Below are 12,081 nucleotides of genomic sequence, written 5' to 3'. Positions count from 1 at the left end.
ATGGAATACATGAGCTTTACAGATCTTTTTCTAATCGGCCCCGGTCCATCAAGCGGTTACACTCTTGCCGCCCTGCGTGCTGCAGCTGCGTTCAGAGGACTTATACGGGAATATTTTCTGCAGCACCAATCCTCCGTAGCCGAATTAAAACACAACATTTCTGAAGAAGCATTTCATCATCCGGCCGGGAAGTACTATATCAGAGTGCTTCTACTGGGAACCATGTCGGCAAGGCAGCATGACTACCTGATGTATGAAGCCTTATGCTCGGGGTTATCCGGCCGGGAAATCCCCGGGGTCCATTCCAGCGCTGAGGTACATCCCCGCAACGAGGTTGATCCACTCAATGTAGTGGATCCCCTCAATGAAGTAGATCCCCTCTCTGAGGTCTCCCCTGAAGAAACCACCTGGCGTGACATGATGATATCAGATGCCCGGCAGCTTGAGAAAATCGGTAAAATACCAGATCCGGGTGGGGACACAGATGTGGAATTTCATCCCTCCCGTTCCATTATCAGCGGAGGAAGCATCAGTGTGCCCGGCTTCAGCCGGGGGGTGGAATTCCAGCTGTTCAGCAGGAGTGAGGAGAGCGGTGAGCACCTCATACTGTCCCGGCGCTGGTACAGCATAGGCGGCGGAGTGATCTGCGACGACGCATTCGCACTTCTTCGCTTTGTTGGAACAAACGAACCCGAACGTCATTTTCCGCCTCCAGGTGACCGTCTCTCCTTCTCTTTTGACCCCAGGGCACTCATCGGCCTGTGCCGGGAATACAATACTGATATCCCCGGTCTGATGCTGGAACAGGAAACCGCAATTCACGGTGAGCTCAGGCTGAGAAAAATTCTGGATACCTATCATCAATACTTTGTCAGGCTCATGCAAAAGATGAGCCGCAGCCTTGAGAACTCCGGGGGCACTGATGCCGGAGAACAGCCAGGAACCGTTACCCGCCTGATATCGTATATCCAGGAACTTACCTACCGTGGGGAGCCTGGGATTCATTTCGCCGGCACCGGAGCATGGGGAATCATGCCGGTGGTATATTATCTCAGCTTCGGCATAGCGGAGACCGGGGAATCCGCTATGCACCGGGCTGATAAGGACCGGCTTACCACGTACATATGTACCGCTGCAGCCATCGCCCGCTTACTTGGAAAAGGCTCACCGGAAGGGGTGAACGGTTGTCAGGGAGAAACAGGAGCCGCAGCTGCCATGGCCGCAGGGGCATTGACTGCCGTCAGAGGAGGTTCCTCCCTTGATATACTGTCATCCGCCGCAGCTGTGCTGGAGCACAGTCTGGGTTTGGGGTGTCCCGTACAGGGAGAAACAATTACTCACCCCTGCGGAATCCGCAGTGCGGTGGCCGCCGCCGCTGCCCTCACTGTCTGTGAAAGAACCGCAGCCGGTTCACCCCAGGGCTTCTCTCAGAACACTGCCGGGGCAAGAAAAGGCCGGGGCAGCGAATCTGCCCACCAGCAGGGTCCGGATAGCGGGGAGTACAACAACATTCCTGCAGTCAGCAAATCCGATGCCTCCTATTATTCCTTGGAAAATGTATGTGATATTGTTTTCGAGTTCCGCCGGAGAGGTGAAGAGCTGAAGCACAACTTCAAACAGCCCGGAGCCGGAGGACTGCCGATTGAAGTTAGTATCCCTGAGTGTTAAATTGGTTCTTTACAAGCTCAAGTCCGGTTTCGGAATCATGAATGGATATCTCACTACCCGGATATATTTACGAAACGGGATAACGGAATGAACCGACGCCGGATGACTCGTCAGCATGCTCTTTGAATTGGAGGAAAAAATGTCAGATTATCATGAAACAAACGGATCTTTTGATCTGAAATGGATGCTCATCAGCCTTGCAGTATTACTGGTAGCTCAGGTAGCGGTGACAGCAGTGTTTAAGATATTTGGAATACTTACCCTTGGAATAGGATTTTTCCTGTTTTTTCTCGTGAAACCTCTGGCATATTTTATCGGCGGTTACATTACCGGCCGCCTCAGTCCCGGAATTACCATCCGTGAACCTGCCGTTGGAGCGGTGATTATCGCAGTGGGCGGAGTGCTTCTCGAGCGGGGAATTTTCGGACCGGGAATGCTTTTCAGTCTCATACTCTCGGCAATAGTCGCGTATGCCGTTGCTCTTTTCGGTGCCCGCCTGGGTGAGGGAGCTGCCTGAACATGAGGGAAATTGAATTTTCACCCGGGTTTATTGATACTGCCGATGCGTCCTGTCTTGTCCGTTTCGGGAGAACCAAAGTGCTGTGTACTGCCAGCATTGAAAAAAGCGTACCTCCGTTTCTCAGGGACAGCGGCAGCGGCTGGATCACCGCCGAATACGCCATGCTTCCCGGGAGTACCAGCGGCGGCCGGAAACGCAGAGAAATACGGAAGCGTGACGGGAGAAGCGTGGAAATTCAGCGGCTCATCGGCCGCAGTCTTCGCGCAGCCATTGACCTTGATGCTCTGGGTGAAGTGAGCATTGTAGTGGACTGTGATGTCCTCCAGGCTGACGGCGGGACACGCACTGCAGCCATCAGCGGAGGCTGGGTTGCCCTCATCATGGCCCTTCAGAAACTGGCAGGTGAAAACGGTACAGATCCGATTCAGTACCGTCAGGGACAGGTGGCCGCAGTAAGTGTGGGAATCGTCAATCAGCAAATTCACTGCGATCTTGACTATGAGCTGGACAGCAATGCGGATGTGGATATGAATGTTGTAATGAGAGATGAGGCTCTTATTGAAGTGCAGGGAACCGGCGAACAGGACTCCTTTTCACGGGAACAGCTCAATACGCTGCTGGACTCAGCCGAAGAAGGGATCTCCCGGATTTATGAGGCCCAGCTGAACGCACTTCAGCAAGCAGGGATTGAATAGGCTCAAAGAGAAACCACCACAGCCCGCATGCCGGTCTGGGAAGGAACCCGTATGAAAGAAGATCAGCTCAAATCACCCCAAGCATCACGCCCGACCCCCTCGGACCCAAAGCCTTCCGATCTGGAAGAAGGCAGGGAATTCCATCCGGATTTTCCCAAGCGGGGAGGTCTTCTGCCCTGCATTGTACAGGATGCCGGCAGCAGGGAAGTGCTGATGCTCGGTTACGTCACCCCCGAGGCTCTGGAGAAAACCATATCAACCGGTCTGGCTACATTCTACAGCACATCAAGAAAGAAACTGTGGACCAAGGGTGAAGAATCGGGAAACATCATGAAGGTTGGGGAAATCCGTACAGATTGCGATCAGGACGCTCTGATCTATCTTGTGGAACCTGACGGAGACGGCGCATGCCATACCCGGGATCCCCAAAGCGGAAAACACCGATATTCGTGTTTTTACCGCCGCCTCAGCGACGCCGACAACACAGATAACATAGATAACACCGGCCGCTCCGACAACACTGAAAAAGGCGGTATGGAGACCCGGGATCTGCGCCCCGGAGAAAATAGAAAATCCCTGGAAGACCGGCCTGCCGTGAAACTGGAGTTTATTCGCCGGCCTTCCCGTTAAACAAAGGCCCTAAAGGATCCTTCCAGCGTGGATTTTTGCTGGACATATCCTCGGTGTAGTAGGGGCGGGTGAGGGATTCGCTCTCAGGCTCCATCTGCTGATGAATATAATTTGATATCCATCTTGCGATACGCAACACTACCATTTTATGCCTCAGCCTTCCCTGCATATCCCGATTCAGTATCTGGGGAATGGTGCTGGTGGTGACGATTTCATCTATGGCCTTGTGATTCAATTTGATACGGCCTTCCTGAGATGAATAAAAATGAGTAACCATAAACACGACCCGCTCCGCACCCGCTTCTTTCAAACGGCTGCATGCTTCAATAATCGTGCTCCCGGTGCGCACCATATCGTCGATTACCACCACCTGTTTGCCCTTCACATCTTTGAAAGTAAGATCCGATTCAGGATTCACATCCATTCTGATCTTCCGTTCACCCAGCCGTTCCTTCTCCAGAACAATCATGGGCACACTGCTATCCTGAAAATGGGAGTGAACCTCCTTCACAAAGGGAAAAGCTCCCTTATCGGGGGCGCAGAGGATCAGCTTTTCCCGATTTACGATATCAGATTCCTGGATGTAATTGGCGTATACATCACTGGGCTGCATGTTGTGAAAATGCCCGGAAAACCGTTCCATGAAAAGCCGCTTCACAGAGTTGGAATGGTTATGTACAGTAATGACCTCATCCACTCCCGATTCCTTCAGAAGATCGGCATATAATCTGGAAGAGAAGGGCTGACCATCAAATTTTTTATAATCCTTCTCGCTTCGCTGAAAATCCACAAAACCATGCTCTTTCCGCGGACCCCGATCCTGAGCGCTGTAAAACAGGTCGGGTTCAAGTAAAATAACGCGGTGAGCTCCATTATCCTTGGCAGCCCGTGCAATGAGGAAATTCCGCATGGCCAGCTCATCCCGGGGGTGCATGCTCTGGGTGGTGGAAACGATGAGGACCGTTCGCCCCTCAAGCTTATTTCCAACATCCTGCCAGCTCTCTTCATCCACAATAAATCTGGGACAAAACTCATTGTTTAAAAAGCTTTTTAACGAAACCAGATCCGAGTAATGCATGGACTGATTCATATGCTGGGCAATGTCTGCTACAAATGGATTGTCTGCAAGGTTTCCGACGATAATAGGCTGGCTTTCATTCATGACAACTGTATAATAAAAAATCACGGTTTATTCAATAAACTTCTGCAGTACCCCGAAGCTTGAAGAAAACTTTTCGGCAGCTGTGTCTGAAAAAAACTGTATACAGAGTGTTACAAGAATATGGCCCAACATGCCCGGATATTTCACCCGGAAGATACAGTTTTTCCGGATTTGGTGTACTGTGTTACATTTGAAATATCAACAGAAAAACAGATATAATGAAACAAGAATGCAGCCCAGGAATACTAAAATGAGCAAACAAATTGAAGTAACCGTGGATCCGATTATCCGGCCGTTTGCGGAAACATACAGAACAGAAACTCTGAGCAATCTGGACCGGCTGGAACAACTCTTCGAGAATTCAGACTATGTTCAAATCCGTGAGATTGCCCATCGGCTGAAAGGCGAAGGTGGAACCTACGGATTTGATGAAGTGAGCAAACAGGGGCAACTGCTTCAAAAGATGTGTGACGACGGTGATTTTGCCGCTATTCCGGGGGTTATTCAGCACTTACGACATTTTTTGCTGAATGTCAGGATTTGTTAAAAAAAGAACGCCCCAAACAATGTGGAAACAGCCCCAGAGCCGAAATCCCTGCGTATTCTCTGTCTCATACCCAGGCAGCCCGTTTCCCTGAACCAGTCAGGCCCAACTCGCCGAGGCCATCTCATGTTGCCATAAACTCATGCTGCAATAAACTTTGGAACATATCTGCCAAGCTTCCCTCCGGGAATCTTCCAGCCCATCCTCCAGGTTTTCTCCATTTCGCTGTCGATATTCAGCTTGCTCAAAAACGGCCGGCTGGACATTCTGCTCACAAGAATCTGTGACAGCCTGTCAGGTTCCAAGCCGGCCGCCTCGGCATGTGTCGAGTCATCCATTCTGCGGTATGCCTTCAACCGCCTGGACACCAGACAGTTGTGAAACAGCTGGTACACGGTCATCCTGCTCATCATGGCACTGGGGCAGTGGGCGAACTTCACCGTTTCTCTCACATGATCCGAAAGATCTTTTCGAAACTGCCGGTCGGCATAATTCACCGGGAACAGCGGGTTGGCATGATTTCTTGTCAACTTTGAGGAAATTGCCACATGGAGGATCTTGCCGGCAAACCCCTCAATCTCTTCCATCGCCCGGGGATAATCCCGATGCTTGTCGGTAAAGAGGGTCCTGTTCCAGTCTTTTTCTCCCAATTTCTGTTTCAGGCAGGTAAAAAGATGCTCAAGAATGTGTTGTACGCTCCATTTTGTCTCCTCCGGGTGGGCTTTTGCCGTTTTCTCCAGCTCAATCTGGCGGAGTTTCTGCTTTTCCGTCTTGGCTCCTTTTCGACGTAACCCTGAATATCCAAGAGAATATAGAAATTCTGACTTGCTTCCGGCCACAATGTTGATATTATTGGGGTAGAACTGGGAAACTGAAAACGATTCAAAGCCGTCCATGACCAGATTTTCGCCGAAATTCAGATCCGCCATGATATCCGAGTGTACGGCGATGGCGGCCCGGGCCAGGCGCTCGAATCGGTTGAGAATTACATCCACCGAATGGCCGGTGAAACGGGTAATATCCCAGAGACCGGAACCGCTGCACAGTCCGGCCATGAGCCGGCTGTAATCGACCCGCTTTTTCACGTAGTAATCGATGGAGAAGGTGGTGTGACCGAAGGTTTTTCCGCATTCCCGGCAGCGGAAACGGGGCATACCATAATTGATTTTGCTGCAGTAGCGGCCATGGATGTAATACCAGTTGGGGATCAGCTCGCTTTCATCAAAGTAGATGCAGCTGGGATTGGGGCAATGGGGAAGAAGTGGATTCATTGAGTCCTCCGGTTAGGTGGTGTTTCCTAGCTAACCGGAGAATTCAGCATTTTGATTGACTTCCACATTGTTTGGGGCGTTTTTTATGCTGTACAGAAAGCGGTAGGTTTGGTATAAGGCAGAATCAACCATTGCACTAGGATCAAAACACATGCCTCGTATAGCCACGAACGTTAACAAACAGAGAAATTTCAAAGATTATGTCATCTATCAGATATATACCAGAAGCTTCAAAGACAGCAATGGAGACGGTATTGGCGACATTCCCGGAATTATCCAGAAGCTGGATTACCTGGAAACGCTGGGCGTTGATGTACTTTGGCTCAGTCCGTTCTGCAGCTCTCCGAACAGAGATAATGGTTACGATGTTTCGGATTACCGGAATGTGATGAAGGAATTCGGTACACTCAAGGATCTCGACCGGCTCATTGAGAAGGCTCATGAACGGGGCATGCTCATTATGATGGATCTGGTTATGAATCACAGCTCCATCGAGCATCCCTGGTTCAAGGATAAGCCCGAATATTATTATTGGACAGATTCCCCCAACAACTGGGACAGTTACTTCAGTGATTCGGCCTGGACCTGGGATCCCGACCGCAGGCAGTATTATTTGCATCTTTTTTATCCTCAGCAGCCTGATCTTAATTGGGAAAATCCTGAGGTACGCAGGGAATTTCATGATATAGCTGAATTCTGGATTCAGCGGGGGATTGATGCGTTTCGCCTGGATGCCATACATCATATCGGAAAGCCGGAGGGGCTTCCCGACGCTCCTGAGCCTAAAAACGAACTGGAACACAGGAACTTCAAGAATACCCGGCGAACCCATGAATATCTTCGTGAATTCCGGGAAAAAGCCCTGCAAAATGGTGCGGTTTTCACCGTCGGCGAGACCGGCGGAACAACCCCGAGAACCAGCAGGCACTATGTGGATAAAAAACGGAAAGAACTGGATATGATTTTTCTGTTTGATCATCTGTGGAAGCTGAAGAATGATATTAGAAACCTGCCGGAGGTTTTTCGCCCAATTTACCGGCATCTGAGGAAGGACGGTTGGAATACCAATTTTTTATCCAATCATGATTTCCCCCGTCACCTTTCTATTGTAGGGAATGACGCATTGTACCATCGTGAATCTGCAACCACCTTCGCTGCACTGCTTATGTCTCTCTGGGGAACCCCGTTTATCTATCAGGGGGAGGAAATCGGGATGACCAATGTTTCCTTCTCAAAATTGCGTGACTACGATTGTGAAGCTGCGAAAAATCGCTATTATCGTGCGCTGAAAGATGGGCGCAGTGAGGATCAGGCTTTTGATGAGTTCAGGCGAAGTACCAGGGACAATGCCAGGACCCCCTTTCAATGGAACTCGGCAAAGAATGCAGGGTTCACAACCGGAATCCCCTGGATGAAGGTCAATCCGAATTACAGCCAGATTAACGCATCATCCCAGAAGGGAAGGGCGGGAAGTATTTTTGAACATTACCGGTTTCTAATCCATTTGAGAAAAAACTGGACGGTTCTTTCCAGGGGAGATCTTAAGTTTTTACCTTCCGGAAAGGATAGGGTGCTTGCCTGGAAAAGAAGTGTGGCACGAAAGGAAAAAAGGGAGTTCGGGCTCTCTGTCGGACCCGATGCGCTCATTCTGATTTCAAACCCGGCTGATCACAGCGCTCTGTGGAAACGACCTGCCGGTGTTGGCAGGAATTACCGTCTTATCTACAGTAATTCCAACAGCCAACTGCTCCTTGATCAGGATGCAGCTGGCCGTCCAGTATCCGGGGAGCGGGAAGTCGACAGCGTTGCCGTGACTGGAGCCGGTGAATTTGCCGGTGAGCAGCTGGGCAGCACCGTCATCCTGGGACCCTGGGAAACACGGCTCTATGTAAGGGGTTGAGTCAGGAGCTGATTTCTTCCAAAACCCTCAGAACCTCCGGAAGGAGTTGTTTCTTCCGGGAGAGGATGTGCGGCAGATCGAAGCTGTGTTCATCCATTGAACTGTAAATAAGTTTTTTTTCAGCTGGAGTATATCCGCTGCTGACCAGTACGCTGTGCTCTTTCATCACATCGGTAATCAGGAGCATGGTCCAGTCAAGCTGCTTATCCCGGCTTACTGCTTTCAAAGCTTCATGAAAATTGGAGATCATCTCTGACGCTTCCTCCAGATTCATAACCTCAACCTGTCCTATTCCCACATCTTTATTAAACTGATGATAGGTTTTGAAATCCCCAAGCACTACGTCTTTCGGATTCCGTTCTTTCAGAGCTTTCAACTGGCTGAACATTTCCGTGGCGTAGGTTTCGCTGTCCAGGCCGGATAGGATTGACAGTTCTTTTAGTGCCCGAACATCCTCCTCCGTGGTTGTTGGAGATTTCAGGTAGACCGTATCGGAAATAATCCCGGACTGAAGCAGAATGGCAATATGCCGGGGGATATCCTCAAAGTTCATTCTGAAATGCTGATACACGATGGTTGAAGAGGAGCCCACCGGTTTGGAGGCGATGTAGATCGGCGTGTTGGTTTTCTCTGCACCGAATCGGTGATGATCGATAATTTCTACAATATTCGCTTCCTTGGCTCCGGGTACAGACTGATGTATCTCATTATGATCCACAAGGATGAGATCCTTCACAGGTTTCTCGATGAAGCGCCGACGGGTGACAATACCGTAGAATTCTTCATCGTCAAACACCGGCAGCCCTCGAAACTCGGAGGACATGAGCTGGCGTTTAACATCCTCAAATGATTCATCTTTTCCCACCCTGGGCTGGTTGCGGTTTACGATGGTATGTACAGGTACACTCAGGCGCAAAAGGCGGATGCTTTCGGCACTGTCGGTGCCGGATAGATACACGCTGCCCTGAAATGAAGAAAAATCGGTATCCAGTTCCGCAGAATCCTCCACTCCGGTGATGATGATTGCCGGAAGCTGATTATTCACTGCATGTTCAAGAATTTTTCTTCTGTTTCCCACCACAAGAATGGGTTTCTGCTCCAGCCTTTTCATCCGTTTTAGATAGATGTCGAAGGGCATAGCGCCCGTCATAATTGGTGCATCGAATGTTGCCCCTGTGCCTCTGACAATAAACTGACCGGGAAGAACCTCGGGAATATTTTCTGATGAGAAGCTGTAGACTGGGCGGCCGGTGCTGCTTTGCCTCACAAGATATGCGGATACCTCGTTGATGGAAACGGTGCCGTCAAACCCGTCAAAATTGAATACCGGAATAAAGCTGATGTTCCGGGTATACAGCAGCTCCAGGGCATCGAGAATTGGAGCGTTTGATGGCAGAGAAATATAATCTTTACGAGCTATATCACCGACGGTGGGAATCAGCTCCCTGTACAATGCCGGGCTGGGACAATCGGCTTTCTTAAAAGCAGCCTTGGTCTGATCGTTTAATGCGCCGCAGCGAATTGGTATGTAGGTGTTGTCCGGATCGATCTGATTTTTCAGGTAGGCATATGCATGGCTCGCCACCGTGCAGTCCATATCGGGATTTTTGTGGCCGCTGACATAGATTGTTTTCATTGCCTCAAAATACCCAATGAAGTGAAATCATTCAAGAAGGGATGCCATTACCGGTTTAAACGCCTGGAAGCAGGTGCCAAATCAGCCAGGCCCAGCCGGCTCCCAGAATCCCGCCGCTGGCAACTTCCATGAGGCTGTGTCCTACCATTTCGGAATGCCGGGGGATTTTATCTTTCAGCTGAGAAGAGAGTTCTTCCCTGATTATGTTGATGCTTTCGGCATGCCGCTGAACATAGCCTCTCAGGCGGAACGCATCGTACATTACGATGAGGGCGAAGACGAGGCTTACAGAAAACCAGGGACCGGAGGTGCCTTCAGCCAGGGCAACATAGGTGGTAAGCGAACTCACGAATGCACTGTGAGCACTGGGCATCCCCCCTGCGGTTGCCAGGTAGGAGGGGGTGAACTTTTTATCACGGATTGAGTATGCGATGAATTTTGTCAGCTGGCACACCAGCTGTACGCTGACTGCTGTAAAAAATGCAATGGGCATGGCGGTATTGTACCCCGTCCATGCCCTCTTGTCCAAGCCTGTCGTCCTAGGCCTGTTGTGCATGCTCTGATTTGCATGCCCTTTATGTGAGGCTTGGCATTTCAAAGCGGAATGATTATTTCAGATACCCGAGCCATCTATCCTGCTGGGAAATCATTCGTTCCGTCAGGTCTTTCAGAGGCAGTGCCTGGTTTACCACCGGATTGGCAAGGAGAGCCTGAACCGTGAGATCCTTGCTTTTCTGCAGTACCGCTTCTGCTGTCAGGTCATACACTCCGGAATAATTTCTCAGCAGTGCAAGAAACCCTTTGGGAACATTCGTCAGAGGCTTTCCCTCAACCCCGGCCGCGCTAATTGTGGCTGGAACCTCAACCGCAATCCAGTCCGGAAGGTCCGGGATGAGTCCATTGTTTATTACATTTACTGCGGATTCGGTATAGCCGCTGTCCTGGATCATTCCTTCAATAATGTCCACAACCCGTTCATGACGTTTCAGTTGAATTTCTGGTCGCTGTTCACTGCTCAGTGCCACTTTGTACATATCGAAGAAGTCCACGATACCCCGGTGGTCCGCAAGCTGCCATGCCCAGGAAAGGTATTCCCCGAAATGGCTGTCCACCGTGATGGGGAGAAGTCCGTAAGTATCCATAATAAACCGGAACAGCTTTCTGTCTGCCCACTCAACGGCACTGTCCTCAATTCCCAGTTGTGCCCGGGCCGTTGAACCTTCGGTATGGATGATTTCTCCGGTCTTCCTGTAGTGATGCCATATGTCGCTGTAGCCGGGCTCACGGTTGAAGAAGCTGTAGGCTTTTTCCATAATTTCAGGATACAGATCCTCACCGGTTTCCCGATCCCTGGCTTCAAGCAGACAACTGAAATGATTCAGGCCGCCGGCTGTCAACTCCATTGAGTCAAACGGGCGATCCAGCATGGCTGGGAGATACCGTTCAAGACTGGCTATTTCATGACAGAGCCCGGTGAATTTGATACCAGGATATGCACGGTGTACGGCTGTGGTAATGGCGGTCATGGGATTTGAGTAGCAGAATATTTCTGCGTGGGGAACCAGATCCATTGCCTCTCCGCAAATGTCAAGAATGGGCGGTATGATCCGTAGAGAATGAAAAACCCCTCCCGGGCCCCCGTTTTCACCGTAGATTTGAGTTATTCCGTACTGCTGGGGAATTCGCCAGTCTTCCTCCCAAAGTTTAAAGCGGTCGCCCACCTCAATTGAGATGATGATGTAATCTGCATCCTTCAATGCTTCCTGTCTATCTGTGGTTGAGGTAATGCTGAAATCCAGGTTGTTACGGGCAACAAAATCTCTGGCTTCTTCATATACAAGCTGAAGACTCCCTGCGTCTATATCCATGAGGCACAGTTCAGATCCCTTGAGAATAGTGCTGGTGAAAATGTCACCCAGTGTCCCAAGACCGAATTGCGCACTTCCAGCGCCGACTAATACAATTTTTTTTGACATATCTGCTCCTAACATGCATCGGGTTTTTCCCGTGGGTCTGATTCTGTTCTATAGCAAAATGACAACTTGTGCAAGAAAA

At 50.1% G+C, this 12,081-nt stretch carries 11 protein-coding genes; 6 read left to right on the top strand and 5 right to left on the bottom strand.

The features are described from left to right. The 4 genes from L21SP2_RS11165 to L21SP2_RS18110 all read left to right on the top strand — a co-directional run bounded on the left by L21SP2_RS11165 (nucleotide 1) and on the right by L21SP2_RS18110 (nucleotide 3,513). Complete coding sequence (locus tag L21SP2_RS11165) at nucleotides 1-1,668, top strand: serine dehydratase beta chain (RefSeq protein ID WP_024268620.1); 1,668 nt, start codon at nucleotides 1-3, stop codon at nucleotides 1,666-1,668. Nucleotides 1,669-1,807: 139 nt separating this feature from the next. After that, nucleotides 1,808-2,185, top strand: coding sequence for a hypothetical protein (locus L21SP2_RS11160; protein ID WP_041402874.1), 378 nt, complete (start codon nucleotides 1,808-1,810; stop codon nucleotides 2,183-2,185). A 2-nt stretch (nucleotides 2,186-2,187) separates the two neighbouring features. Continuing rightward, complete coding sequence (rph, locus tag L21SP2_RS11155) at nucleotides 2,188-2,883, top strand: ribonuclease PH (RefSeq protein ID WP_024268617.1); 696 nt, start codon at nucleotides 2,188-2,190, stop codon at nucleotides 2,881-2,883. 51 nt (nucleotides 2,884-2,934) lie between these two features. Then, nucleotides 2,935-3,513: a phosphoribosyl-AMP cyclohydrolase gene (locus L21SP2_RS18110; protein ID WP_024268616.1), complete on the top strand. Its 579-nt coding sequence runs from the start codon at nucleotides 2,935-2,937 to the stop codon at nucleotides 3,511-3,513. Here the strand turns inward: L21SP2_RS18110 and L21SP2_RS11145 are convergent. Beyond that, complete coding sequence (locus L21SP2_RS11145; RefSeq protein ID WP_041402870.1) at nucleotides 3,491-4,675, bottom strand: ribose-phosphate diphosphokinase; 1,185 nt, start codon at nucleotides 4,673-4,675, stop codon at nucleotides 3,491-3,493. The two genes, L21SP2_RS18110 and L21SP2_RS11145, sit on opposite strands and share 23 nt — an antisense overlap. A 250-nt stretch (nucleotides 4,676-4,925) precedes the next feature. Here L21SP2_RS11145 and L21SP2_RS11140 point away from each other — a divergent pair, with 250 nt between their 5' ends. Further along, nucleotides 4,926-5,222 (top strand): Hpt domain-containing protein, encoded by a 297-nt coding sequence (locus L21SP2_RS11140; protein ID WP_024268613.1) that lies wholly within the window; start codon nucleotides 4,926-4,928, stop codon nucleotides 5,220-5,222. Between the two features lie 137 nt (nucleotides 5,223-5,359). On the opposite strand, the gene L21SP2_RS11135 is transcribed toward L21SP2_RS11140, so the two are convergent. Further along, the gene (locus tag L21SP2_RS11135; protein WP_024268612.1) at nucleotides 5,360-6,490 is read right to left on the bottom strand and encodes a hypothetical protein; all 1,131 of its coding nucleotides are present in this window, start codon (nucleotides 6,488-6,490) and stop codon (nucleotides 5,360-5,362) included. Between the two features lie 151 nt (nucleotides 6,491-6,641). Here L21SP2_RS11135 and L21SP2_RS11130 point away from each other — a divergent pair, with 151 nt between their 5' ends. Next, nucleotides 6,642-8,390, top strand: a complete 1,749-nt coding sequence (locus tag L21SP2_RS11130; RefSeq protein WP_024268610.1) for an alpha-glucosidase — start codon at nucleotides 6,642-6,644, stop codon at nucleotides 8,388-8,390. A 1-nt stretch (nucleotide 8,391) separates the two neighbouring features. Here L21SP2_RS11130 and L21SP2_RS11125 read toward each other — a convergent pair whose 3' ends face one another. From L21SP2_RS11125 to L21SP2_RS11115, 3 genes are all read right to left on the bottom strand, one after another. After that, the gene (locus L21SP2_RS11125) at nucleotides 8,392-10,026 is read right to left on the bottom strand and encodes a putative manganese-dependent inorganic diphosphatase (protein ID WP_024268609.1); all 1,635 of its coding nucleotides are present in this window, start codon (nucleotides 10,024-10,026) and stop codon (nucleotides 8,392-8,394) included. Nucleotides 10,027-10,081: 55 nt separating this feature from the next. After that, on the bottom strand, nucleotides 10,082-10,555 hold the full coding sequence (locus L21SP2_RS11120) for a divergent PAP2 family protein (protein WP_169730471.1): 474 nt from the start codon (nucleotides 10,553-10,555) through the stop codon (nucleotides 10,082-10,084). A gap of 79 nt (nucleotides 10,556-10,634) precedes the next feature. Continuing rightward, nucleotides 10,635-12,002 carry a family 4 glycosyl hydrolase gene (locus L21SP2_RS11115; RefSeq protein ID WP_024268607.1) on the bottom strand — a complete coding sequence of 456 codons (1,368 nt, stop codon included), beginning with the start codon at nucleotides 12,000-12,002 and terminating at the stop codon, nucleotides 10,635-10,637. Nucleotides 12,003-12,081 lie beyond the last annotated feature (79 nt).

The sequence above is a fragment of the Salinispira pacifica genome (assembly GCF_000507245.1).
Lineage (GTDB): Bacteria > Spirochaetota > Spirochaetia > DSM-27196 > Salinispiraceae > Salinispira > Salinispira pacifica.
The sequence above is the reverse complement of the archived record's forward strand: the minus strand, read 5'-3'. Positions and strand labels throughout refer to the sequence as shown.

Bases quoted from the DNA above. Each gene is read 5' to 3' on its own strand.
- L21SP2_RS11140 (WP_024268613.1), top strand. From the start codon at position 4,926: ATGAGCAAACAAATTGAAGTAACCGTGGATCCGATTATCCGGCCGTTT.
- L21SP2_RS11145 (WP_041402870.1), bottom strand. From the start codon at position 4,675: ATGAATGAAAGCCAGCCTATTATCGTCGGAAACCTTGCAGACAATCCA.
- L21SP2_RS11160 (WP_041402874.1), top strand. From the start codon at position 1,808: ATGTCAGATTATCATGAAACAAACGGATCTTTTGATCTGAAATGGATG.
- L21SP2_RS11130 (WP_024268610.1), top strand. From the start codon at position 6,642: ATGCCTCGTATAGCCACGAACGTTAACAAACAGAGAAATTTCAAAGAT.
- L21SP2_RS18110 (WP_024268616.1), top strand. From the start codon at position 2,935: ATGAAAGAAGATCAGCTCAAATCACCCCAAGCATCACGCCCGACCCCC.
- rph (WP_024268617.1), top strand. From the start codon at position 2,188: ATGAGGGAAATTGAATTTTCACCCGGGTTTATTGATACTGCCGATGCG.
- L21SP2_RS11165 (WP_024268620.1), top strand. From the start codon at position 1: ATGGAATACATGAGCTTTACAGATCTTTTTCTAATCGGCCCCGGTCCA.
- L21SP2_RS11125 (WP_024268609.1), bottom strand. From the start codon at position 10,026: ATGAAAACAATCTATGTCAGCGGCCACAAAAATCCCGATATGGACTGC.
- L21SP2_RS11135 (WP_024268612.1), bottom strand. From the start codon at position 6,490: ATGAATCCACTTCTTCCCCATTGCCCCAATCCCAGCTGCATCTACTTT.
- L21SP2_RS11115 (WP_024268607.1), bottom strand. From the start codon at position 12,002: ATGTCAAAAAAAATTGTATTAGTCGGCGCTGGAAGTGCGCAATTCGGT.